Source organism: Geobacillus sp. JS12, assembly GCF_001592395.1.
GTDB classification, from domain to species: domain Bacteria; phylum Bacillota; class Bacilli; order Bacillales; family Anoxybacillaceae; genus Geobacillus; species Geobacillus zalihae.
In genome coordinates, this window is record NZ_CP014749.1 from 1,321,042 (window position 1) to 1,345,529 (window position 24,488).

Consider the following 24,488-nt stretch of genomic DNA (forward strand, 5'->3'; position numbering starts at 1 on the left):
ATGACATTTGCTTGTTCTACCGCGCTTCGCTTGGTGGCCCCGACGAGCGTCGCGAACAAAAGTTCGCAACCCTCGTCGGGGATCATTTCGAAATGTCACCCACAAATATTTTACTCACACCTTTCACTTAATTCAGTTGCTCCATCTCGGCAAGCGGCAAATAATGCTTCCGCACAAACGCGACAAACTTCGCCGCATAGACCGGATCAAACTGCGTTCCTGCGCAACGTTCGATTTCCTCAAGCGCCTCTTCAAACGTTTTCGTCGGCTGGTACGGCCGCTCAGTTGTCATCGCATCAAACGAGTCGATAATACACAAAATGCGGGCCAGTTTCGGGATTTCTTCCCCTTTCAGCCCGTACGGATACCCTTTCCCATCATATCGTTCGTGGTGCAGCTCGACAAGCGGAAGCAACTCATCGAATCGCTTCTCCGCCGCCACAATCTCGCGCCCCCACGTCACATGCTTTTTGATGATCTCCCATTCGTGCTTTTCCAATTTTCCGGACTTATTTAAAATATCCCGGGGCACTTCGATTTTTCCAATGTCATGAATGATCGCTCCCAGGGCAAGCGTCTGCCGCTCATGATCGGTCAACTCATCAAGACGGCTGCCAAATTCAAGTGCATATTTAAACACCCGTTTGCTATGGCGGTATGTATAGACATCTTTGGAAAGAAAAAATTTCACTTGCTGCTCGAGCGCTTCCAAATCTTGCTTAAACTTAATCTCATCCAAGCACATATTATGTTTATCATACAACTGCACGTTGTTTTTCCCTTGCGCCTTCGCGTAATAAAGCGCCTGATCGGCGCGGTGGATGAGCTCATCGCTTTCATGCATATCCTTTTCCATCTCGGCAATGCCGCACGAAAACGACAGGCAACGGTACGGAATATACTCAACGCCTTCAAAATATGTATCGTTCACTTCTTTGCGCAGTCGGTTTAAAAACGCGTACGCGTCTTCTTTCGTCGTGTTGGGCATTAAAATGGCAAACTCTTCCCCGCCATAGCGGGCGACCGTAAAGTTCGTCCCTTCCACCGCTTGTTGCAGCAGCTTCCCAAAAAAAGCCAACAAACGGTCGCCTTGCAAATGGCCATTCCGGTCATTGTATTTTTTAAAATCGTCCAAATCCAGAAATGCCAAGGTCAACGGCTGTTTCAACAGCTTGCAGTCGGAAAACTGCTCCTTGAGCGTTTCTTTGAAAAAACCGTGGTTGTAAAGACCGGTGAGGTGGTCGCGATTTACTCGATTAGATGCTTCTTGATACAAATACAAAAGTTTTTTAAATGCTATGGATAGCATCACTATTAAAATAGTAAACAAAAAAACACCAAAATACTTTTCGGTTTTTAGCAAAACAAACAGTACCAATGATAAAATTAATGTTATAGAATAGGTCATTCCTACTTCTCTTACTAAACCAAAATTAAGTACTCCTTTAAACGGCTCATTATACATAAAAAGGAAATAAAAGTATAATAATGTAATATTAACCCCAAAATATACAATTAAAGAAATTATATATGGAAAAATATTTTGTATACCTGTTGTACCAACTGATCCTCCAGCTTCAAGAAAAGTGTAATAGGTACTTATAATCATGAAATTATACATTGAAAAATTATATAAGTGCTTCCACCACTCTATCCTCTTTCGATACAAAGCATATATAAGACTAAATATTCCAAGAATAAGCAACGTACTAGGCAAGCCAAACATGAACAAGGACGCTAAATAAATCGACGAATCCATCGAAATCGAATTGCCTTTTGGAGGGAGATAAATTAAAAAGTGGTTTACTATCAGCACAGATGCTATCAACACATAAATCATAACCCAATGTTTCAAAGGTAAAACTAAGAAATCGACATGGAATAAATAAATTATTATTCCTACTGTATTTATTAAAAAAATATAAGCTTTAAAAGTATAAGAACTGTTGCTAAAAGATGACGCTTTGTTTTTATTCAACATAAATAATCACTCTCAACAAATAAAATCATTATAAATAAAAAAGAGAAATCCAAAAAACCCTAGAAAATAAAAGGTAATCTGTACAGATTACCTTTTTAATTTAGAATTTATTAAGAATTTATTAAACAACTCAAACAACTTTCATACCAGACGTCAATGCAACAATCACAGACCCAATAATCAACAGGTTAATAAGAGTTTGTTTCCATTTCATAAATAAACTCCTCCCTTAATTTTTATTGACTCGCAGGAGCACCCGTTGTTTCTTCAGCATCATCTGCTCTATGCCGCGGTGCGCTGAGCATCAGATGCTGGATGAACAAGAACGCCCCTACGTTCATCACGACGTCGCCGATGCTGATGACTTGTTGGCGCGGGTACGGCGGAGACAGCGGAATGATGTCGCCGAGAAACGGCAGAAGTGTATCCGATGTGATCGCCTGGTGCTTGCCGTACAGACCGGCTTTTAACGCTTCGATGTATTCGCGGCCGAGAAATTGGGCGGCTTCGATCGATACCGGCATCCGTCCGCCGTTTACGGCCATGACGATAAAGTTGAGCAAGACGCCGGCGAAGATGACCGGAAACCCCGGCTGATGGCGGTTTAGCCATAAAAACGCAAGCCCGGTGATGTAGACGAGGAGAAAAATGCCGTTGCTCATTTTGGAGATCCATGCGACCCGCTCTTGCAGGAAAAAGACCGCAAACTGCACCGCCAATAAGATCGGGAACAACCAACCGCCGCGCAATTTCATGTTGGCCAACCCTTTCAAACTTCCGCCGCGAAACCAGCCGATCAACAACGACAAAATGATTCCATCGTAAACCATGATGCTGTCCCCTTGATAAACAGAATTTTCTTTTTTTTCTAAACTGCCGTCCTCACTTCTATTTTTACCGTTTTTTTCATTCCATGTAAATAGTCCGTTCGTCCTAACTACAAACAAATTTTGATGAATATCGTTTCTTTCTTTTCTTTTTCGTCATTCTTTGAAACAAGAAACGACAAAAACAGCGTCATGTATATCCATTGAATAGCGAAAAAGAACCTACCCTCAATGGAATGATCCCCGACTGCGCAAACACTTAGCGGCAGGAGATTCTTGGGCGCGCCTGCCCACAGCCAGCAAGCCGTACTCGTTCATCTCACCGTTTTGCTTCCGCGCTTATGCGGATTGGCTTCACGGCGCAAGATGCGCAATGAATATCCCTCATTCATTCTGCAAGACAAAGATATTTGATAAACCCACTAAATCCCCCAAGCGATAATAAAGATAGCCGTCGTTGATCCGTTCCGTGACGCGGCTGTTTCATGTTCCACTGCTTGGCGCTTCCGACCTCACTATGTCCGGCATGGCATAACACACAGACGGTATATCCGTACAAGCTCACTTTATGCGCCACTCCTCTTTCCCTTCTAACGACATCGATTCTAAAAATGCGGCATGCGTTTTTCTCGTTGAAAGACAAAAAGCCTTTTTTATTATTCCGTATTGCTTTTCGAAAGATTATTGTTATAATTGTTTATACAGTAATAATTTTATGGATAAAAACATCCTTTTTGTCCATATTATGGAAAGGAGATGGAAAGGAAATGGACGCGGAAATGTTGGGAAGCAAGGATGACAAAACGTATACACGTCGGATTAGCCAAGTCGGGAATAGTTTGTCCGTTAGCATCCCGAAAGATTTAGCCACGATGCTAAACCTAAATAAAGGCGATGAAATCGAAATATATTACGACAAGGAACGAGGGGAAATCGTGATGAAACGCGCAAACCGAATTCCAAAAGGAGTCCGTCCTGAAGTCGTGATGGCGATGAACCGCGCGATCTCCAAATATGACGAAGCGCTGCGCAACTTGAAATATAGATAAAGGAGCAGCCGGAGGAAAACATGGTTTATTATTTGACAGCGGAAGAAATCATCTTTATCCATTACACGGTCATGGAAATGTACGACGACGCAGAACAAGCGGGGATCCAATTCCCCGATAAATTCGCGTGGATGTTGGAAAGGCCGAAAACGAAATTGTTCGGGGAGGAACAGTTCCCTTCGATTATTGAAAAGGCGTGCTGCTATTACCATTCCATCGCGACAGGTCATATTTTCCACAACGGCAATAAGCGGACGGCTTTAACCGTATTCGTCACGTTCCTTGATTTGAATGGATATGAGTTCACGATGACCAATAAAGAAGCGGAAGATTTCACGGTGTACCTTGTCGAGGATGCCAAGTTCCGAGGAAATGATTGCATCCAGCATCTTGCCCACGAATTAGAGAGTTACATCCGTCCCATCCAAAAACGAAAAGAATGAGGAAAAGAGCGGGCCAAAGCCGGGTCAAGTTCAATTATTGCGTGAAATTCCATCGCCAACCCAGTAAACTTGGATGACAGGACAACAACATCGTTTTTTGCTGCTTTGTTTTTACACAACTGTGCGCACCTTGATCCAAAGCCGCCTTTTCGCTATTCGCAGCTTTTCATACTTTTACCTTGCGGCAGGTATTGGGTATTGTCAAAAGTTTATCCTCCACACTCACGGTCTTCCCTTGAGTTTCAACGGTTGAACGAAAAAAGCTTTCTACCCCCGATGTTTTCGGCCATCATTGAGGCAACAACACCCAACAGCCAAAACAAAGGGCGGCCTGATCTTTTGTCCTCCAGAGCCCGTTGAAACGAAAGTTTGCCCATTCATCCCCCTTATTTTTTGGCTATCCTACAACATGGAAGCGAAAGTCTTTCGTCGGAAAATGAAAAAACGGATTCCGATCATCGTCAGGAATCCGTTTGTCTTGAACGGATTATCTCTCCGTCCCGCAGCTGCCTCGGCAATGGTCCGCTGCATGGCATGACGCGCACGCCCCTTTGGCGCTTTTTTTCACGTGTCGGACCAGCGTCCAGCCGGCGTAGGCAAAAATCGCTCCGCCAATGATGATATTCGCCATCATCATATTCTCTCCTTTCATGGAAAACCTAATATCTTTCCAGCTTGGTAGACAAGAAGTGAAATCATATAAGCAACCGTTAAGGCGATGCCGATCGACAACAGCGTCCATTTCCGCGACCCGGTTTCTTTGCGAATCGCCGCCACCGTCGCTAGACACGGCGTATAAAGCAGGACGAACACCATAAAGCTGAACGCCGACAGCGGCGTAAACTGGGCGGCGATCACTTCCTTCAGCCCGTTTGCTTCATGAACGTGGTAAATAATATTCATCGTGGACACGACGACTTCTTTCGCCAAAAAACCGGTGATCAACGCGGCGCCTGCCTGCCAGGCGCCAAAGCCAAGCGGGGCGAGCAGCGGAGCGATGAGGCCGCCGATGGCGGCGAGAAAGCTGTCATCCATCGCGACGCCGACCCCGTGCGGCCCGATGTACGTCAACAGCCAAATGGCGACCGAACCGCCGAAAATAAACGTTCCGGCTTTGCGGATGAATCCTTTCCCTTTTTCCCATGTGCTCCGCCATAACGTGAGCGCCTGCGGCACGCGGTATGGCGGCAGTTCAATGACAAACAGCGAACTTTCGTTTTTCAAGAACGTCGATGAGAACAACTTGGCAAGCCCCAAAGCCACTACAATGCCAAGCACGTAAAGCGAAAACACGACAAGCGCCTGCTCGCGGACGAAAAACGTGCCGGCAAACAAGGCGTACACCGGCAAGCGGGCGGAACACGACATAAACGGCAGCGCCAAGATCGTCAACAGCCGTTCTTTCGGCTGCTCGATGGTGCGCGCCGCCATCACCCCGGGAACGTTGCAGCCAAAGCCGATGATCATCGGGATGAACGCCTTGCCGTTTAACCCGATCGCTTCCATCATCCGATCCATCACCATCGCCACGCGCGCCATATATCCGGAGTCTTCGAGAAGCGAGATGAAAAAAAACAAAATGAAAATTTGCGGGACAAACACAAGCACCCCGCCGACCCCGGCAACGATGCCGTCCAAGATGAGCGCCTTGATAAACGGCGACGCCCCCGCCCAGTCGAGAAGACGGGACAGCCAATCCGCAAGCGGCCCGGAGAAAAACGCATCAAGCCGATCGGCAAGCGGCGTCCCAAGCCAGTTAAACGTGAGCATAAACACCACATACATCAGCGCCAAAAAAATCGGCAGCCCGACATAACGGTTTGTCACAACCGCATCGATTTTTTCCGTTAGCGTCAGCGGTTTTTGCTCAAACTCGATGGCCGTCGCAGCGATTGTTTCACTGATCCAACGGTCACGCGTTTCATAAATATGCTTGGCTGCCTGACAGCCGAGCGCCTGTTCCGTCTCCTCACGGATCGCCAACAACGGTGACAAATCGAATCGCCCGCGCAAATAGGCGGCGATGCGTTCATTCCCCTCCAAAAACTGCAACGCCACCCATCGTTTGTTTCCAGGCACATCGTCCGGCAACTGCTCGGCAATGCGCCTGATGGCGCCCTCCACCTCGGCGCCGTAATCGATTGCGATTGCAGGGTGCGGCTTGTCTTTTGCCGCCAAAACGGCGTGAACCAATTCGTTCGTTCCTTTTCCTGTTCGGGCGATGACCGGGATAACAGGAACGCCAAGATACTTCGACAGTTTAGCGGCGTCCACTTGCACGCCCCGTTTTTCCGCCACATCGACCATGTTGAGCGCGATGACAACGGGACGGCCAAATTCCAGCAGCTGAACGGTCAAATGCAAATTGCGGCGCAACTGCGACGCGTCAACGATATTGACAATCGCTGAGCACGGCTCGGTCAATAAAAAATCGGTCGCCACTCCTTCATCACGCGACAGCGGCTGAAGCGAATACACGCCGGGCAAGTCGACCACCGAAACCCCGTGCTGGCGGAGCACTCCGATTTTTTTCTCGACCGTCACCCCGCTCCAGTTGCCCACATATTCATAAGACCCAGTTAAGCAGTTAAACAATGACGTTTTGCCGGTGTTTGGATTGCCAAATAAAGCGATGTAGGACATTTATTTCACCTCGATCGATGACGCCTCTTTGCGCCGCAAGCCGATTGCCTGCCCATCGACTTCGACCATCACCGGTCCGCCAAACGGCATCGCCGCTTTCAACCGCACCGTTTTTCCTTCTTTCACCCCTAGATGAAGAAGACGCTGTTTCAGTGCCTCCTGCTCAATGGCCAGCCGAACAACGACCGCTGTTTCCCCTTTATGCAAATCAGTCAGCACCATGATCATTTCCCCTGTTTTTCTATCCGCTCTCCTGTGGTTCAATAATGATTCTTCTTCTCAATTTCAATCATACCATAAGCTAAGAAAAAAGGAGTGACATTTTTCACGATCATTCCTCATTGTCACCATTTCTTCAAAATTCGCCACCTCATCAGTTGAATTTTTCTGAAAAGTGTATATAATCTTTTGTATATCTTTCCCATCTTTGCTCAAGGAGGAAGCTCAATGAACACACTAGGAAAAATCAGCAACTTTGTCGGCAACACCTTTGCCATCTGGGTGCTTCTGTTTGGAGCGCTCGCCTTTTTCGCTCCCAGCGCATTTACGTGGATCGCTCCGTATATCGTGCCGCTTCTAGGCATCGTGATGTTTGGCATGGGATTGACGCTGTCAGCGAACGATTTTAAAGAGGTGTTCAAGCGTCCGCTTGATGTGTTAATCGGCGTCGTTGCCCAGTTTCTCATCATGCCGCTTGTCGCGTTTTTGCTCGCTTACTTTCTGCCGGTTTCGCGTGAAGTGGCGCTCGGCATTATTTTAGTCGGCTGCTGCCCGGGCGGAACGGCGTCCAACGTCATGACGTATTTGGCGAAAGGGGACACGGCGCTGTCGGTCGCCGTCACCTCGGTTTCGACGATTTTGGCGCCGATTTTGACGCCTTCGCTCATTTTGCTTTTAGCGGGAAAATGGCTGTCGGTGTCCGCTGCCGCCTTGTTTTGGTCGATCGTTAAAGTCGTGTTGATTCCGATTCTTTTAGGGCTCATCGCCCAAGCGTTGTTCCAAAAGCAAGTAAAAGCGTGCATCCCGGCGCTGCCGCTCGTTTCGGTCATCGCCATTGTTGCCATCGTCGCCGCCGTCGTCGGGCAAAACCAAGCGGCCATTGCCAAAAGCGGGCTTCTGATTTTTCTTATTGTCGTTGTTCATAACGGATTGGGCTTGCTGCTTGGGTATTGGTTTGCCAAACTGTTTCGCCTGTCGCCGCCAAAACAAAAGGCGATTTCCATTGAAGTGGGCATGCAAAACTCTGGGCTTGGTGCGGCTTTAGCGACCGCCCATTTTTCGCCGCTCGCCGCCGTTCCAAGCGCTATTTTCAGCGTCTGGCACAATATTTCCGGTCCGATTGTCGCAACGTACTTCCGCAAACAAGCAGACCGCCAGGCAACGGATGAACAAACGATTTCCGCTTGACCTCTCTCACGCTTTGTTTAGCCGCAAAAAAGCTGTCTCCCGAAATGAAACGACCGTTTTTCGGAGACAGCTTTTCTGCCTATTATCACGCTGTTTTTCCGCTCTCGGACGATCAGGCGCTCTTTGGAAACAAAAAGCGGACATCCGCCCTCAATCTCATTTCACAACGCCCCTCAAACGGAAACACCATCCTTCCCGCTAGTTCCGGGAAATCAATGAACGGATTGCGGTTGCCTTGGATGAAGAAAATGGCGCTGTTGCGATGATGCTCATACACCGTTGGCGGAAATTGTTCGTGCCAACGGACAAGGAGCGGAATATCGATTTTGCGCCGAAACGACTTTGCGATCGCCTTCGGGTAGCGAAGCAGAAAGTAAAGCATCGCCCTTGCCGCCGTCCCTTTGCCGTATTCCGGCTCGAAATAGCCGTTATGGACGACGCCGCAGCGGTTTTGGATTTGTTCGTCGGGATCTTCCGGATTGTAAAACGGGAAATCCGCGTACGGAAAATTCGACCGCATCGTATTGCACTCCGGCTGGCAGACGAACAAATGATGCAAATCGCCTTTCATCGGCTCGCGGGCGCCAAACCACGACTGCGGGACAACATGTTCCGCATTGAATTTCCATTGCTGCTCGATCGTGTTCACCCGCTCGTGCACATCGCCCCATCCATTTTTCGTCCTTCTCAACAGTTGACGAAACTCTTCATAACGCCGCTTCATCGTTTCCACATCTTGAACGATCAGTGTTCGTGGATCTTTCCGCTCGCCGGAATACAAGCTGCGCACCGTTCCGTCCGGGTGCAAGTCGACCCATGTGTACAAATACTCATCCTTGCTGAAAAAATACGGAAGCCGCCGCTTATGGGTGTGCGCCGCCAGTTCATGATAGCGGACAAACAACATCAATCCGTCCCCTTCAAGCGGCAGATGGCGGTAATACCGTTCGCGCGCCCTCTCATCTTCTGCGGCCCGATAATACGCATCCTCCACCGCGAGCCGCTCATTCAGCTGCTCGAGCCGTTCTTTCGGATCTTCCTCCCGCCATTGGCCGAGCTCCTCAAGCCGCCGTTCCGCCTCTCCCATCAGCGTTCCCCTTTCTTTTTTCTTTTAGTGTATCACGGAAGGCGAAAGAGGGCGATAACGGCGTTAATGCAAAAGAAACGATGTCGCGCCGAACAAAACGGCGGCGATGCCGGCGGCGATCAACGACGGAATCAGCTTCGTTCGCGCGTATTCCATCACCGGCAAATCCAAAATGGTGCAAAGCGTCACCGTATTGTCGCTAAGCGGCGACGCAAACGCCCCGAACGTCCCGCTCGCAAACACCGCGCCGATGACCGGCAAAATGTTCGTTCCCGACTGGCTCGCCAGCGTCACACCAAGCGGCATCAACATCCCCCACGTCCCCATGACGAACCGATGAAGTAGGAAATAACGGCGCCAAGCAAAAACAAAATCGGGGCGACAAAAAACGGCGGAATCCATTGTTTGACATGGCCCGTAATGTATTGCGAAAACCCTAAATCCTCCGCCACAGCCGACAGCGCCCAAATGAGCGCCAGCATTAAAATGACGGAAATCAGCTCATTGCCGCCTTTGACAAAATGCGTCAACAAATCGTTCAATTTGAATCGCTGCCAAAGGAAGAAAGCAACTGTAATGATGACGGTAAACAACAGCGCCTCCAACATCGCGCCGAGCGCATCGCTTTGCAAAAACGCCTGCCAAAACGTTCTTGCCCCCGGCGGCCGTCCCACCAGCTTAAAAACAACGTCAAGACAAGCACGATCGAAAGCGGAACGATCAAATTCCACGGCTTGACCGGCGTTTCTTTTTGGTAGGCGCGCGGGCATGTCTGCATCGCGTCTCCTTCTTCCCCTTGCGCTTCATTGGGTTCATGGTCAGCCGGCCGCTGTTCTTCCGCCATTTCGAGCGCCAACCGCTCGTTCCAGCTCCGAATCGGCGCCTCTTTCCGCTTTTCACTTACTGCTGCTTGTTTTTTGCGCGAATAGACAAAAAAACTGTAGTAGAGCCCGACGGCAATGATGGCATACGAGAAAAAGTTAAACGGAATGCTTCGGACGTACACGATGTACGGCTCCGCTCCGATGCCAGCCGTATCAAGCGCCTTGTCAATGACCGACACCATATAGCCGACAAAGGCGGTGGCAATTGGGATGAGCGCGACAACCGGGTTGGATGTCACCTCAATGGCAAAGCCGATTTGCTGGGACGACAGCCCAAGCCGTTTGCGCAGCGCCTTCATGATCGGCGCGACGGTGACGATGCGAAAATCGGGGTCGCTAAACGTCACCATCGTCGACATCCACGTCAGCAGCATGGCGGTTTTGGCCGATTTCACTTTTTGGCTGACGAGATGGACGAATCCTTTGATTCCGCCGGTGTATTTGATCATGCTGACAAGACCGGCGAACACATACAAGAAAATGATGATGCGAATGTTGTTCGTCTGCATTAAGTTGTCAACAACGTAATGAAGCATCGTCCGCAACCCGCCAAGCAAGGACGGGGTCATCAAATAACTGCCAACCAACAGCCCGACAAACAGCCCGGGGATGACTTGCTTCGTCCAAATCGAAATCGGGATGACAACTAAAAATGGCAAGAGAGCTTTCCACGACGGTTCCATTGGCCATTCACTCCTTTCTTTAAAAAGTATGGCGATGGTTTCCCTTGTCTATGCAAACTGTCATTGATTTTCCCCAACAACGGGGAGACGAGTCCACACAAAAAGCGCGCCGCATGATGGCACGCGCAAGCGAAACCGCTTTCCTACCTAAAAAAATAAAAAGCTGCCAATTAGACAGCTTTCACCGCTTCTCTTCGGGACGAGAGCGCCAACAAGTGGAGCGTCACTTCCGGCTTCGAGCCAATCCGGATGTTCACCCCGGTTTGCCCAAGCCCTTCGTTGATATAAAACGGTTTTCCCTCCCATTCATGATAACCTTTGATCATGTTCCGCTCGGTGAGCGTTTTGCTCATTTTCGCCAAATGGTACGGCTTTGGCCAATGAATTTGCCCGCCGTGGAAATGGCCGGACAACAAGTAGTCAAAATGATAGTCTTTCATATGCGGCACGATGTCCGGATCGTGCGTCAACACGAGGTTGATGCCGTCTTTCACGCCCGCGTATGCCTTTTCAATGTCGCTGCGCCCCGTGTAAAAGTCATCGATGCCGATGATATTGACGGTTTGACCGTTGACGGTGATCGTTTTCGTCTCGTTTTGCAAGACGACGCAGCCGTGCGCCTCAAGCGTCGCTTTCAAGCGCGCAAACGGTTCGCCTTGAAGCACGTAATCGTGGTTGCCAAACACCGCATACATGCCGTACGTCGGTTTCAATGCATTCAGCGCGGCCAAATACGGACCGAGCTTGGCGATGCTTTCCTCACGGTCCAAAAAGTCGCCCGTCAACGCGATCAAATCGATCGCTTCCTCTTTCAGCTTTTCGTATAAATCGTCCGGGGTGATCGACAGTTTTTCAAGATGCAAATCCGATAGCTGCAAAATCCGAAGGGCTCCGTCTCCATCCTCTGAACGACCGACTTGGACTTTATGCAAAACCGCTTCATACGTATTGCGGTGGGCTTTGCGAATGACAAAAGCAAGCAATGACAAGATTGCAAGAAAAACAAAAAAGAATGTCATCGTCTTCTCTCCTCCCTCGATACCCATTATAGTGAAATGGAGGAGAGAAGAAAGAGGGAGTTAGTGGATGAGATGGCAGCCGTACAACGAAAACAATTTTCCCTTTGACATCACCAAATATTTCGGCGGACGGACAAGCGGCATGAGACGGTGTTGGGCCACTGTCATCATCGGCCAATGGGATGCCATTTTAAACCAACGGTAAAATGAATTGCCAATGTTAATGACATCAAATCCGAGTCTCTCACAACCTTTGTTTAACATCGTCACGCCGATAATCCCTTTTATGCTGGCGGACTGTTCGTGATGGTAAAGATAATGGGCAACATACGGCAAACTGGCCTTCACCTGTTCGAAAATATAACGTCCTTTTTGAATATCGCCTCGATACTGCATCAGTTCGCGAAGCAGACGAACATTATGAAGGTGAATTTTCAACAGCCAGTCATTGGCCGCAATCGTCGTTCCGTCCGAAAGGTGAATGGTTTCACCCTTGTATCGAAGCAAACGGACGCGAAAAATGGAACGACAGCCGTTCTCTTTCCCACCAGCATATTCAAGGCGGGAACATGCATAATAGAGCGGATCCATCAGTCCCCATATAGACAACAGCCACTGCGTCGCTTTGCTTCTCATTGGCGGCATCCTTCCCCTGCTCGTTCTATCCATTTACATTATGGAATCGATCGAGCGGCATTATAAATGGAGAAAAAAGGAGAAAAGATCGCTGCATAACCAGTCAGGAGACGCGCGTACTGAAGTCACATCTCTGTTTCCTCGCCCTAATCGAACACTTCCCCTGTACAAGCAGTTTTTAGCCGCCGTTCCGAATGAATCAAGCACCACAGCTGTTTCGATCAAACAAAAGATGTGTCAGAAAGCGCCTTGCCCTAGAAGGACGGTGAAAAACGGCTGCCACGAGCAAATCAGCGGCATTTCACCAAAAAAGAAGGCTGATTTCGCAAGGTTTCTCTAATTGAGAAAAAGATGGAATAGCGGCATTTTGTACTAAATCACCGGCCCTCTAGAGGACTGGTGAAAAACGACCGATTTCGCCGAACCCGTTGCTTTCGGCTGAAAGAGAAGCGTTGATGTTACAGGACTTCTCCATTTGAGAAGAGATTCCGTTTTCTGCGACTTTTCACTAAATCACCAGCTTTCTAGAAGGGTAGTGATTTCATGCAAAAGGCGGATCATTCCAACCCTATTCCAATTGGAGAAACATTGTCAGATCTGCTCTTCTTTCTGATCAACTACCACCCGAATTAAATAAAAAGATTGGTTGTCACCAACCTTTTATGAAGAAAGACAGAAAGAGCCCCCCTGAACGGCACCAAAATGCGCCTGCCTTCCCCGGATCGCGAAAGCAGGCGCCATTTAGCGGCGGGTGCTTACCGTGACGAATACGAATTTGTCATACCGATGGCGAGAAAACGAGTATTCAAACGGCTCCCCGTTGTTCAAAAAACCAACCTGCTCCAATTCCAGCACTGGATCGTCGGGCGCGCACTGCAAGTACTGGCGATCAAGCTCATTCGGTTTATCTGCGCGGATTTTCCGGTGCGACCCTGCAATCGTTAAGCCGAGCTCGTGAGTGATGTAACGATAAATCGAGCCATGAAGCACCGTTTCATTGAGCCCCGGGATCAAATGGACGGGCATATACGTCCGTTCAATGACGTACGGCTCCCCATCAACATTGCGCAGCCGAATCAAGTGGTACACCGGTGTGTTCGTGTCAATGCACAAATGGGCGGCTACTTCATCGGATGGAAACAATACTTCGAACGTAATGATTTGGCTTGTCACCTTTCGCCCTTTCAATAAACTCGTCAAGCCAAGTGTTTCGTTGCTGACGACATTCACCAATCCGTCAAGCATGGCGGATTTTACAATAAACGTGCCATGACCGCGCTTTCGATACAACAGCCCTTCGGATACGAGCACATCAAGCGCCCGCTTTACCGTCATCCGGCTGCAGCCAAACTCCTCGGCGAGCGAGATTTCGTCTGGAATCGGCGCGTCTAGGGAATACACTCCCTCTTTAATTCGTCTGCGGATCTCATTCGAAATTTGCTCATATTTCGGCATCGTTTTCATCCCTTGTCATTATCCTATTTTCATTGTACGAACAATCATCTGTTTGCACAATAGTCAATGCGGCTTTCTCCTTCACCGATTTCGCCGTCCTGGTTTCCCGACCGACAAAAAGCGCCCCGCTGTCCGGGACGCCTTTTCTTTCACTTAAAACCCATTGTTTTCCGCCACTGTTTTCAACCAGTAGCCGCTCTTTTTGATCGTCCGTTTCAAATGATTGTCCAGGTCAACAGCGACCAATCCGTACCGATTTTTGTAGGCATTCGTCCACGACCAGTTGTCCATAAATGTCCAAAGGTGGTATCCTTTCACATTGACCCCTTCTTCAATCGCGCGATGCACCCATTTTAAATGCCCGCGGATGAATTCAATCCGGTAGTCGTCATGAATCATGCCGCTTTCATCACGGAACCGTTCTTCTCCTTCAACGCCCATGCCATTTTCGGAAATAAAGCACTCAATGTTTCCATAGTTTTCCTTGATATTGATTAAAATATCATAAATGCCTTTTTCATAAATTTCCCACCCGCGATACGGATTCATCTTCCGCCCCGGCATGGCATAATAATCGAAAAACCGTTCCGGCAAAAATGGGGCGTCCGGGTTGGGCAGATGTTCTTTCGCCTTCACACGTCGCGGTTGATAGTAGTTGATCCCAAGCAAATCGATCGTATTTTCTTTGATGAGTTCGCGGTCACCGACTTCCGTCACCGGCAAAAAACGGTGTTCAGCCAACAACTCGATTAAATCTTGCGGGTATTCTCCTTTTACCGCAGGATCTAAAAAACTGCGGTTAAACAACAAATCAGCGATATGCGCTGCTTTCACATCAGCCGGATGTTGGCTGCGCGGATAAGACGGCGTTAAATTCAAAATAATGCCGATCTTTCCACCCTGTATCGCCGCCCTGCGGAAGGCGGCAACCGCTTTGGCATGGGCGATCATCGTATGGTAAGCCACCTGCACGGCGCGGCGGAAGTCAACTACATTCGGATAGTGGAAATCGTACAAATACCCGCCTTCTACAGGGACAATGGGTTCATTGTGCGTAAACCATGTTTTCACCCGATCGCCAAACAGTTGAAAGCAAAGGCTGGCATAGCGGGCATAAGCATCGATAACCTCGCGATTTTCCCATCCGCCAATGTTTTGCATCACCAGCGGCATATCAAAATGGTACAAATTCACAAACGGTTCAATCCCATTCGCCAGCAATTCATCGATGACCGCATTGTAAAACCGCACCGCCTCCGAGTTGACCTCACCAACCCCATCCGGAATCAAGCGCGACCATGAAATGGAAAACCGGAATGAATTATGGCCGATCTCCTTCATTAACGCAATATCTTCTTTGTAACGATGATAAAAATCGGATGTCACTTCTGGGCCGACGCCTTGAAAAAAGCGATGAGGCTCTCGCTCATACCAATGATCCCAAATGTTCTTTCCTTTTCCGCCTTCGTTTGCCGCCCCTTCAATTTGCGTCGCGGATGTCGCACTCCCCCACCAAAATCCGGCAGGGAAACGATATGTGATTGGTTGCTTCGATTGTTGTTCCATCGCGATTCACCTCATTTGCTGTATCGTTATGATGCACTTTTCGCGGCGTCTTGCCCCTCTTCCCGCTCTTTTTGCAAATTCATCCGGTCAATGAACTTTAAGAATGGAAACCAAATGACAAGCACAATCAAGAAGTTGACCACTTGCAGCAATCCGCCGGCCAGCGAGTTCGTCGCCATAATGCCGTTGATGAAAATCGGCACCGTCCATGGCACCGCTACGCCGTTAGGCGGCGGGACAAGGCCTGAGGACATCGCCAAATACGTCACCAACGTAACGACCATCGGCGCCAAAATCCATGGGACGATGACGAGCGGATTCATCACAACCGGCAAGCCGAAAATAATCGGTTCATTGACGTTAAAGATTCCCGGCCCAAGCCCGAGCTTCGCCACCTGCTTCATTTGCTTGCTCCTCATAAAAAGCAAGATGGCAAAAATAACAGCGAGTGTCATGCCCGTTCCGCCCATGCCGACCGTGTAAATTTCGATGAACTGCTTGCTGACGACATGCGGAACTTCCCCCGTTTTCGTATACGCATTTAAGTTTTCGAGCGACAGTGTGTTCCAAATCGGATCCATCACCGAATTGATAATGATTTGCCCGTGCAGCCCGAAAAACCACAAAATTTGCGTAACAAAAATCGCGATGAGCGTTGGAATAATGCCGCTTCCGAGCCCAACAAGCGGAGCTTGCACTGCATTGTAAATCACATCATGCATGTTAGTTTTAAAAATTTGTGTTACAATAATGTTGACGACGAGAAAAAAGGTCAGGGTGACCACCGCCGGAATCAACGCCGCAAACGATTTCGCAACCGCCGGCGGCACCCCGGCCGGCATTTTGATAGTAATATTTTTTTGCACAACTTTCCGGTAAATCTCCCCAGCGAGAAAGGCCGTAATCATGCCAAGAAACATCCCTTTTGCCCCTAGTCGGTCGAGCGGTATGACTCCTTGCACAGCCTCTTTCCCTCAACCTGCAAAACGAATGGCGTTAACAAGAGAAAAGAAGCTAACGCGATTGCACCGCCGAAAATCCCTTCGACTTCATAACTTTTCGATAAATAGTAGCCAATGCCGAATACAACGAAAATCGTCATCACACCCATTGTTGCATTTGGAGCAACGCCGAGCATCTCTTTGAGCGTATGGAGGCTGTTTTCACTCATCACCTTGTCCAAAAACGGCAAGTTGGCGATGACAACTGCGATTGAACCGAAAATCGTCAGCGGAAACGCCAACATAAAGGCATCGCGCAACACTTGTAAATAACGGCTATTGTTCAACTTTCCCGCGATCGGAACGAGAATTTTGCTTAGTTTTTCGAATAATGCTTGGTTCATGCTGCCATCCTCCCTTCACACGTTTCGTTCCTTCAACAGTGCGAGCATTTCTTTTACAATCTCTTTCATCGCCAGCGTTGACATGACATGGTCTTCCGCATGCATGAGAAGCAATGTAATATTGGGTTGCTCGCCGCCAGCTTCTTTTTGAATAAGTTGAAAATGAACATCATGAGCTATGCTTAAGTCTTGCTCTGCTTCTTGGATCAACCGTTCCGCATCTCCGACTCGTCCTGTCCGGTATTCACGGATGGCTTGGACGATTTTGCTGCGGGCATTACCGCTATGCAAAATCAACTGGAAAGCAACTTGTTCATTGGTGAGTTGATTGACATCGATTTTTTCCATCCCTTACTTGTCCCCCATCAATTTTAATGCCTGCTCATACACTTTTTTGCCATCCGCCATCCCATAAGCCACCATGTCAATGACATCGACTGGAATGCCGTATTTTTGCGCTTCTTTTTGCAATTCCCCTTTCAAGAAGCTCATTTGTGGACCAATCAGGACGACATCAGCTTTGGCCATCTCTTTTTTCGCCTGATCTTGGCCGACCGCCCAAATCTCCGCCTCCTCACCGACGGATTTGGCATACTCCTGCATTTTCGTCACTAGCAAGCTTGTCGACATTCCAGAACTGCACGCCAATAAAATCCGTTTCATGGTTCATTCCTCCTCTTTGCATTTAGTTAAACAAATGATATCGTTTTCAATTTAAATTATATACATTTATTTTTATTTGTCTAGTCATTTAATAAAAAAGATTAATATTTTTATGCCACCCTTTAATCGTGCAGCCAAAAAACAGCGCGCACAGACTTGCTATGCGCGCGAATACCTATGGATCTCTCTGCCCATTACCCCCAGCAGGCAACGCTGCTGGTTGCACCACACCGGCATGCAGCCTAGCGGTCTTCTATATGCGAAGCAACCTTTCAGGAACGCCTCCGAAAATGCGCATTCATTTGCCCTTTCAACATCCGCTCGCGCAGCTCTTTCGTCATCTCTTGACGGATTTCCCAAGTCGATACCCCTTCTTCGCGCTGATTGGCGATTTTCATCAACTGCTCCACATCGGCGAACGAATATTTGCGGATGCCTTTCGAACGGTCAGGGAACACAAGCTTCCGTTCCTCGTAATAACGAATTTGCCGCTGCGACAGCCCGGTCAGTTCGCTGACAACCCCGATCGAAATGACTTTTTTGTATTTGTAGTGATCTTCTTGCGGATGAGCTGTCATACTCCTCACCTCAATACGTTATATTTTCTAACGTAATTATACAAAAAATGATGTTAGCTCGCTAACTTTTGTAAATAAAATTAACATATTTTTTAAATTTCCTGTAAATGTGCTTAACACATTTGCTGTATGCTGAAGAAAAAGATGATATGGTAAAGGTAAAAACAGGGAGGGAATCGAATGGGGACATGGATGAGAAGCGCCGTGCGGAAGAAAAAGCAATTTTACATCGAACAGCTCATACGGTTCGGCTTAGCCGCCGACCGCGAGCGGCTTGAAGAATGGACAATGGCCGAACTGCGACGCGAATATGAACGATTCCACCCCGCCCAGACGATCGAAGGAGGACGCCACCATGGACAAACAAGCCCTCGAACTGGCCAAGCGCATCATTGAGCTCGATCTGGAGCGCGATGCGATGTTTGAACAGTTGATCGCCCTCATCGGCAACCGAGCAGATGAGCTGCTTCGATTTTTGCAAAACCGATTGTAAAACGATCGCAAATGAGAAAGTGCCCTGAATTTCTTCACGGGCACCTTTTCTCATCATCATTCTTCAATAGACAGGGTTACATCAATATTGTCGCGGACAGCTTTGGAGTACGGGCACACTTGATGAGCTGCATGCACAAGCTCTTCAGCCGTCTTTCGATCGACCCCCAAAACGCGCACCCGAAGAACAACGGCCAACTGAAAGCCGCCATCCGCCTCATCTTTTCCGAGAGTCACTTGGGCGGTCACTTCCGTTCCTTCTACCTTGGCCTTTCTTTGACGGATGACCAAATTCAACGCACTGTCAAAACAAGCGGCATACCCAGCAGCAAACAACTGTTCAGGATTCGTGGCTCCCCTGGCCCTCCAAGTTCTTTCGGCATTTTGACGTCTAACGAAAGCACCCCATCGTCAGACACCACTTTCCCATTCCGCCCACCTTGCGCCTTCACTGACGTCTGATACAGTGGTTGCATATTCTGTTTCTCCTCTCCAAAATTAAATTGTGCACAATTTAATTTTACAAAATATAATAGAAAAACACAAGATTTAATTTGACCAAGAAGAATGTTGTTCATCACTCAGCCGCACAAGCAACGACCGCAGCAACATCAACAATTCGCTCCACTCTTGATTGGAAAGCCCTACTCGTTTGACAATTTCTTCTGGTATGCATTGTGCCTTTTGTTTGATTTTCTTGCCCTGCTCTGTTAAAACAACGCGCACAACCCGTTCGTCTTCTGGCGATCTCAACCGTTGAACGAGGCCATTCTCCTCCATTCTTTTCAACATTGGCGTCAGTGTGCCGGAATCCAAATACAATCGTTTTCCAAGCTCTTTCATTGTCGTCTCCCCTTGCTCCCACAACACGAGCAAAACGAGATATTGCGGATATGTAATCCCTATTTCTTCAAGAAAAGGACGATATAACTTCGTCAACTCACGAGAACAAGCATAAATGGCAAAACAAAGCTGATGGTCTAAACGCAGCGCATGATCGTTTGACACGATTTCTTCCTCCATTTCTTTTCAAGGTTGGACACCTTCCTCCTCCCTATTATATCGATCTCTCTCTTCGCCTGAAACCCGTTGGAGGTTTTCTGAAGGAAGATCGCCCGTTTCTTTACAGACATGCGTGCAAGAAAGGAGGCTGACCCAAAAGCACGCCCAGAAGCGGACTTTTGGAGTCAGCCCTCTTTGTTTTTTTACACATTTTGTTAAACGAAGAAAAATTCGGTTCATCACCAAAAGATGTACTTGACTTTTAAAGACAAACATGATAGCAATGTTGCTCAAAGAGATGTGTGGTATAAAAAGGAAAAATGCTGTTTTGATTTTCTCTATCATAATCGTCTTTCTTTGTCAAGTACACTTTGTGGTGAAGAGCCAAAAATTCTATCTCTGTTCGCGCTCTAATTGATGATACTGCGGAGTGTCAAAGAGGTGAGAGCCTTCCGAAATCAGCGCCAAGGCTGGAAAAACTTAAGAAACGCCGCAAAACCGCCCCTCTTTGTCAACCTAAAGAAAGGACTGTTTTCCACCAGTTTTTTCGTTCAATCAAACGATTTCCTTTGAAAGTCTCCCACATCTTTTTGGGTGCACCATTCATTCTGCTGCTTTTTGAGAGAACGATTCGATCACAACCGTCGTTCCTTGAAGGCGACGAGCAGCCATTACCGCGACCATGAAAACGAAGGCAAGCATCCAAAACCCATACGCTGAAGAGCCGGTCCACTGCTTCATCACCCCGAGCACGTTCGGCAGCAAAAACCCTCCCAGTCCGCCAGCGGCGCCAATGATGCCCGTCAACAAGCCGACTTCTTTCGGAAACCATGTCGGAACAACTTGAAACAACGCGCCGTTCGCCGCGCCGAAACAAAGGAAGAGAACAAGCATCAAGCCAAATACGACAAAAAGAGGAGGCAGTGCGCCGATGCAAACGAGCAAAACCGCACCAGCGGCAAACAATAAGGAAAGAAGCCGCATTCCGCCGATTGGGCGGATGAAACTGCCCGCAAACACGACGGCGGTGACGAAATCACCGGCCGTGACTTTGCTGACGCCGTATTCATCAAAGAAGAAAATGCCCAAGTAACCCGTCAGCCCCACAAATCCGCCGAATGACAAGCTGTAGAAGAAACAAAACAGCCACGCTTCTTTTCGCCGGAGGACGGCTCGGTATTCACGCAAGGAAACGGGCTTCACCGCTGTTGGACATTCACGCGCCAGCCAAGCGAACAAAAGGAAGACGACAACAAGCGGTACGAGCGCCAGTCCAAACACCGTGTTCCATCCGTACGCTTCCGCCAGCCGCGGACCAAACAGCGTCGCCAGCACCGTCCCGCTGTTGCCGGCCCCGGCGATCCCCATGGCCAGCCCTTGATACTCTTTCGGATACCAGCGGCTCGCGAGCGGCAAGGCAACAGCGAAGCTGGCTCCGCCCACCCCTAATAAAAATCCGAGCGCATACACATCCGTCATCTGATCTGCAAACCGCCAGCCCCACACAAGCGGCATAGCCGTCACCGCCATGCCAAGCAGACCGGCCCGCTTCCCGCCCCAGCGGTCTGCCAAAAGCCCCATCGGAATGCGAAGCAGCGCCCCGCCGAGCACCGGAATGGCGACCATCAACCCTTTTTCCGCCGGCGTGAGCGCAAACTGTTCGGCGATAAACACCCCAAGCGCCCCAAGCAAGTTCCAAATCATAAAGCTGATATCAAAATACAAAAACGACGATAAAAGCGTCGGCGCATGCCCGACGCGCCAAAACGATTTCCTCGCCATCTTCCCCGACTCCCCTTGGCACAGAATGTTCGTTATGTTAAAATGGAAATGAAAGCGATTTCTCCACCTACTTCCCGTCGTATTGCCGGGAAGTTTTTTTCTTATGGCGCGTCTCGGTCCGCACGCCTCGCTGGGGATGATTCCCCGCCGCGGACGGAAAAGAGAGCGCTTTTTCCGGCGAAATGAACCACACAAGTCAATTTCTCCCTAAATCGACCACCGGCCGCACCCGAGCTGCGCACCGCTTAAACGCCGGCATCCGACAATGCGGATCGAGCTCATCGGACGTAACGTTGTTGATTTGCCCGAGGCCGCTCCAGTGGAACGGGACAAAAATGGTATCCTCGCGAATTTGATCATTGTAACGGCTGCGGACGACCGCCGCACCGCGCCGCGTTTCAATGCGCACAAGCATCCCTGGGCCGATCCCGTATCGTTTGGCCGTCCTCGGGTGGATCTCGACGGTCGCCTCCGGCTGCCGCGCCGAAAGCGCCGGGCTCCGCCGCGTTTGCGTTCCGCTCAAATAATGAGCAAGCACCCGTCCGGTCGTTAAATAAAGCGGATAACGTTCATCCGTCTCATCAGAGTAATATACGTATTTGTTGGAAATATGTAACTTTTTATAACATAAAAAAGCGGCCTTCCGCCTGATGGAGCGGAGGCCGCTTCTTGTTTGGAGGGTGCTTCATTAGGGGGATGATCAGTGAATCGGACGGGATTCCAACAGTTCATCGATGATGCGCGCGTAGTGGTCAATGCGCCGCTCCAGCTCCTCCATCTGCCGCTCAAGGCGGGTGATGTATTGACGGAAGGTCATCGGAGCGCCGTATCGCTGTTCGAGCCGTTCTTCGATTTTCTGCCGCTCGCCGTGGACAGAGACGAAGATGCGCATCTCGCGGCCGAACACTTCGCGGACGGTTTCACTGATGAGTTCGCCGTATCTTGTTTGCAGCCATTCACATTGAATGTCGTTGAGGCATTCGATGATGAGCCAATCGTCATCCACCGTCGCCGACGTCGAGGCAAACCACGTGTCAAACGACGGTCCGGACAGCTTTTGCGCAAGCTTCGTTTTCACTTGTTCCCAAAGATGATGCTCCTTCACGCACTCACCCCCTTTCGTCTACTCGCCTGGCTGCCATACATGTTCGCGCAATTTCGCCCGAATGTCATCCGGAATCGGCTCGGGCCGCCCGGTGTCAAAATTGAAATTGACATACACCGCCCGCCCTTTGGCGCACACCACACCGTTTTGGTGGATTTCTTCATAAATCGTGAGGCTTGTGTTGCCGATGCGTTCAATGCCGGTATACACGGTCACATCTTGCCCATAATACATTTGGTTGACGTAGTCAACCTCCATGCGGATGATCACCATCCGCCAACGTTTGAATGACAAGTCAGGCGTAAACAGCTTGAAAATTTCATGCCGCCCCGCTTCAAACCAAACGGGCACGGTCGTATTGTTAATATGGCCGACGCCGTCCGTCTCCGACACGCGCGGCGTAATGACAGTCGTAAACATGAACGCCCCTCCTCCACAAGAACTGGAATCGTCTTTTGTCGAATTTCGGCGGCTGATGTATATGTGTTCGCTCCACGATGTGGAAATTCCTGCTTCACCATCAAGAAAACATGAAAAACGTCGCCCCTTGAGCGGAAGGGGGATCCAACTTGAGAAGTGAGACCCTATTTCCAACAGCCAAAGAAAAAACAGGAGCCTGAACCAGCCCCTGTTTGTTTCTCCTCACCCTTTATCCGGTTCGACGATTGTCCCTGTAAACGCTGCTTGATAAATCGCGCGGATGTCGGCTTCCGAAAGCGGCATCGGGCTGCGGGCGAGCAGCCGTTTTTGCTGGACGGCGTCTTTCGTCAGACTTTCTAACGCGCTTTCCGGAATGCTAAAACCGCCGAGCGTCTTCGGGATGCCGACATCGGTGACGAGGCGCTCAAGCTCCTCGACGCAGCGGCGCGACGCCTCCTCCTCTGATAAAAAGCTTGAGTTGCCGCCAAGGGCGTTTAACATGTCCGCCATTCGTTTCGTGCAGCTTTGGCGAATGTAGCCCATCACATACGGCAAGAGCACGGCGTTCGATTCACCATGGGCGATATGAAACTGCCCGCCGAGCGGATACGCGAGCGCATGCACGCCCGCCACCCCGGCGTTGAAAAACGCCAACCCAGCCAGGTAGCTGCCGTTCGCCATATCGATGCGCGCCTGTTGGTCCGCTCCATGTTCCACCGCCTTGCGCAATGAGCGGGCAATGAGGCGCATCGCCTGAAGCGCCAAGCCGTCCGACGTCGGGCTCGCATTGACCGACACGTACGCCTCGACCGCATGGGTGAGCGCATCGATCCCAGTCGCCGCCGTCACCCGCGGCGGGACAGAAACAGTGAGTTGCGGGTCGACGATCGCCACATCGGCCAACAAATAGTCATGCGTCACGACGTCTTTCGTCGTTTCTAAGGACAATACGGAGATGTTCGTCACCTCCGACCCGGTGCCTGATGTCGTCGGAATCAATATTTTCGGCAATCCTTTTTTCTCAAGTGTTCTCGTTCCCGTCAAGTTTAAATAATCGGCGACCGAACCTTCATGCACGGCCAAAACAGCGGCCAGTTTCGCCAAATCCATCGCGCTGCCGCCGCCGACGCCGATGACAAGGTCAAACTCTCCGTCGCGGACAAACGCCACCGCCTTCTCCCCCGTTTCAAGCGGCGGCTCCGGCACAACATCCGTATATACATGCACGCTGCACCCTGCTTGCCGGAGCGGAGATGCCACTTGCTCGACGAGACCGAGTTTTTCAAGCGCTGGATCGGTGATCACCAACACGTGTTTTGCCCCAAGCCTTTTTACTTCTGGAACTAACTGGCCAAGCGCCCCCAGCCGACATAGCTGAGCGGCGGAAAGACGATGCGGGATGCGGTCATCAATACTGCCCC

Annotated in this window: 23 protein-coding genes and 4 pseudogenes; 5 read left to right on the plus strand and 22 right to left on the minus strand. The window is 49.5% G+C overall.

Translation table 11 applies throughout. The features are described from left to right. Positions 1 to 127: 127 nt before the first annotated feature. Together A0V43_RS06540 and A0V43_RS06545 are read right to left on the minus strand one after the other, a co-directional pair. A complete protein-coding gene (locus A0V43_RS06540; RefSeq protein WP_063192675.1) occupies positions 128 to 1,981 on the minus strand; it encodes a diguanylate cyclase in 1,854 nt (617 codons plus the stop codon). Between the two features lie 236 nt (positions 1,982 to 2,217). Continuing rightward, positions 2,218 to 2,811 (minus strand): DUF5317 domain-containing protein, encoded by a 594-nt coding sequence (locus A0V43_RS06545; RefSeq protein ID WP_063192676.1) that lies wholly within the window; start codon positions 2,809 to 2,811, stop codon positions 2,218 to 2,220. A 764-nt stretch (positions 2,812 to 3,575) separates the two neighbouring features. Here A0V43_RS06545 and A0V43_RS06550 point away from each other — a divergent pair. Together A0V43_RS06550 and A0V43_RS06555 are read left to right on the plus strand one after the other, a co-directional pair. Beyond that, complete coding sequence (locus tag A0V43_RS06550) at positions 3,576 to 3,857, plus strand: AbrB/MazE/SpoVT family DNA-binding domain-containing protein (RefSeq protein ID WP_013145234.1); 282 nt, start codon at positions 3,576 to 3,578, stop codon at positions 3,855 to 3,857. Positions 3,858 to 3,877: 20 nt separating this feature from the next. Continuing rightward, complete coding sequence (locus tag A0V43_RS06555) at positions 3,878 to 4,300, plus strand: type II toxin-antitoxin system death-on-curing family toxin (protein WP_014195947.1); 423 nt, start codon at positions 3,878 to 3,880, stop codon at positions 4,298 to 4,300. A gap of 487 nt (positions 4,301 to 4,787) precedes the next feature. On the opposite strand, the gene A0V43_RS18785 is transcribed toward A0V43_RS06555, so the two are convergent. Genes A0V43_RS18785 through A0V43_RS06565 form a run of 3 tightly spaced genes read right to left on the minus strand, consistent with a single transcriptional unit; the run spans position 4,788 to position 7,165 of the window. Continuing rightward, a complete protein-coding gene (locus A0V43_RS18785; protein WP_075261408.1) occupies positions 4,788 to 4,934 on the minus strand; it encodes a FeoB-associated Cys-rich membrane protein in 147 nt (48 codons plus the stop codon). A 14-nt stretch (positions 4,935 to 4,948) separates the two neighbouring features. Further along, positions 4,949 to 6,943, minus strand: a complete 1,995-nt coding sequence (gene feoB, locus A0V43_RS06560; protein WP_063192677.1) for a ferrous iron transport protein B — start codon at positions 6,941 to 6,943, stop codon at positions 4,949 to 4,951. After that, positions 6,944 to 7,165, minus strand: coding sequence for a FeoA family protein (locus A0V43_RS06565; RefSeq protein ID WP_013523848.1), 222 nt, complete (start codon positions 7,163 to 7,165; stop codon positions 6,944 to 6,946). Between the two features lie 225 nt (positions 7,166 to 7,390). On the opposite strand from A0V43_RS06565, the gene A0V43_RS06570 reads away from it, so the two are divergent. Then, on the plus strand, positions 7,391 to 8,350 hold the full coding sequence (locus A0V43_RS06570) for a bile acid:sodium symporter family protein (RefSeq protein WP_063192678.1): 960 nt from the start codon (positions 7,391 to 7,393) through the stop codon (positions 8,348 to 8,350). Between the two features lie 112 nt (positions 8,351 to 8,462). Here the strand turns inward: A0V43_RS06570 and A0V43_RS06575 are convergent, their stop codons facing one another. The 10 genes and pseudogenes from A0V43_RS06575 to A0V43_RS06620 all read right to left on the minus strand — a co-directional run bounded on the left by A0V43_RS06575 (position 8,463) and on the right by A0V43_RS06620 (position 18,266). Continuing rightward, entirely contained in the window at positions 8,463 to 9,437 is a 975-nt protein-coding gene (locus tag A0V43_RS06575; protein ID WP_063192679.1) for an endonuclease I family protein, read from the minus strand. A 63-nt stretch (positions 9,438 to 9,500) separates the two neighbouring features. Then, positions 9,501 to 11,004 (minus strand): annotated as a pseudogene (locus A0V43_RS06580) (Na+/H+ antiporter NhaC family protein). A 170-nt stretch (positions 11,005 to 11,174) separates the two neighbouring features. After that, complete coding sequence (locus A0V43_RS06585; protein WP_063192680.1) at positions 11,175 to 12,023, minus strand: metallophosphoesterase; 849 nt, start codon at positions 12,021 to 12,023, stop codon at positions 11,175 to 11,177. Between the two features lie 60 nt (positions 12,024 to 12,083). After that, positions 12,084 to 12,659: a YkoP family protein gene (locus tag A0V43_RS06590; protein WP_063193825.1), complete on the minus strand. Its 576-nt coding sequence runs from the start codon at positions 12,657 to 12,659 to the stop codon at positions 12,084 to 12,086. Between the two features lie 741 nt (positions 12,660 to 13,400). After that, on the minus strand, positions 13,401 to 14,114 hold the full coding sequence (locus A0V43_RS06595; RefSeq protein WP_033006105.1) for a GntR family transcriptional regulator: 714 nt from the start codon (positions 14,112 to 14,114) through the stop codon (positions 13,401 to 13,403). Positions 14,115 to 14,267: 153 nt separating this feature from the next. Next, complete coding sequence (locus tag A0V43_RS06600) at positions 14,268 to 15,680, minus strand: glycoside hydrolase family 1 protein (protein WP_063192681.1); 1,413 nt, start codon at positions 15,678 to 15,680, stop codon at positions 14,268 to 14,270. Between the two features lie 26 nt (positions 15,681 to 15,706). Next, positions 15,707 to 17,025, minus strand: a pseudogene (gene celB / locus A0V43_RS06605) (PTS cellobiose transporter subunit IIC). Positions 17,026 to 17,040: 15 nt separating this feature from the next. Beyond that, positions 17,041 to 17,373, minus strand: a complete 333-nt coding sequence (locus A0V43_RS06610) for a PTS sugar transporter subunit IIA (RefSeq protein WP_015374947.1) — start codon at positions 17,371 to 17,373, stop codon at positions 17,041 to 17,043. Between the two features lie 3 nt (positions 17,374 to 17,376). After that, entirely contained in the window at positions 17,377 to 17,688 is a 312-nt protein-coding gene (locus A0V43_RS06615) for a PTS sugar transporter subunit IIB (protein WP_013145220.1), read from the minus strand. A 272-nt stretch (positions 17,689 to 17,960) separates the two neighbouring features. Then, complete coding sequence (locus A0V43_RS06620) at positions 17,961 to 18,266, minus strand: MerR family transcriptional regulator (RefSeq protein ID WP_011231350.1); 306 nt, start codon at positions 18,264 to 18,266, stop codon at positions 17,961 to 17,963. Positions 18,267 to 18,446: 180 nt separating this feature from the next. Here A0V43_RS06620 and A0V43_RS18795 point away from each other — a divergent pair, with 180 nt between their 5' ends. Both A0V43_RS18795 and A0V43_RS19740 read left to right on the plus strand, forming a co-directional pair. Then, positions 18,447 to 18,662 (plus strand): Fur-regulated basic protein FbpA, encoded by a 216-nt coding sequence (locus A0V43_RS18795; protein WP_128577992.1) that lies wholly within the window; start codon positions 18,447 to 18,449, stop codon positions 18,660 to 18,662. Then, a complete protein-coding gene (locus tag A0V43_RS19740; protein WP_011231352.1) occupies positions 18,622 to 18,759 on the plus strand; it encodes a hypothetical protein in 138 nt (45 codons plus the stop codon). The genes A0V43_RS18795 and A0V43_RS19740 overlap by 41 nt, the downstream gene beginning before the upstream one ends. Before the next feature lie 56 nt (positions 18,760 to 18,815). Here the strand turns inward: A0V43_RS19740 and A0V43_RS06625 are convergent. The 7 genes and pseudogenes from A0V43_RS06625 to A0V43_RS06660 all read right to left on the minus strand — a co-directional run bounded on the left by A0V43_RS06625 (position 18,816) and on the right by A0V43_RS06660 (position 24,476). Continuing rightward, positions 18,816 to 19,234 (minus strand): annotated as a pseudogene (locus tag A0V43_RS06625) (organic hydroperoxide resistance protein). A gap of 73 nt (positions 19,235 to 19,307) precedes the next feature. Continuing rightward, positions 19,308 to 19,781, minus strand: coding sequence for a MarR family winged helix-turn-helix transcriptional regulator (locus A0V43_RS06630; protein ID WP_063192682.1), 474 nt, complete (start codon positions 19,779 to 19,781; stop codon positions 19,308 to 19,310). A gap of 582 nt (positions 19,782 to 20,363) precedes the next feature. Then, on the minus strand, positions 20,364 to 21,542 hold the full coding sequence (locus A0V43_RS06640) for an MFS transporter (protein ID WP_063192684.1): 1,179 nt from the start codon (positions 21,540 to 21,542) through the stop codon (positions 20,364 to 20,366). Between the two features lie 196 nt (positions 21,543 to 21,738). Beyond that, positions 21,739 to 22,065, minus strand: coding sequence for a molybdopterin dinucleotide binding domain-containing protein (locus A0V43_RS06645; protein ID WP_063192685.1), 327 nt, complete (start codon positions 22,063 to 22,065; stop codon positions 21,739 to 21,741). 177 nt (positions 22,066 to 22,242) lie between these two features. Further along, positions 22,243 to 22,647 carry a DnaA N-terminal domain-containing protein gene (locus A0V43_RS06650; RefSeq protein WP_033008775.1) on the minus strand — a complete coding sequence of 135 codons (405 nt, stop codon included), beginning with the start codon at positions 22,645 to 22,647 and terminating at the stop codon, positions 22,243 to 22,245. Positions 22,648 to 22,665: 18 nt separating this feature from the next. Beyond that, entirely contained in the window at positions 22,666 to 23,067 is a 402-nt protein-coding gene (locus A0V43_RS06655) for an acyl-CoA thioesterase (RefSeq protein WP_063192686.1), read from the minus strand. A 222-nt stretch (positions 23,068 to 23,289) separates the two neighbouring features. Further along, positions 23,290 to 24,476: pseudogene (locus A0V43_RS06660) on the minus strand (iron-containing alcohol dehydrogenase). Between the last annotated feature and the right edge of the window lie 12 nt (positions 24,477 to 24,488).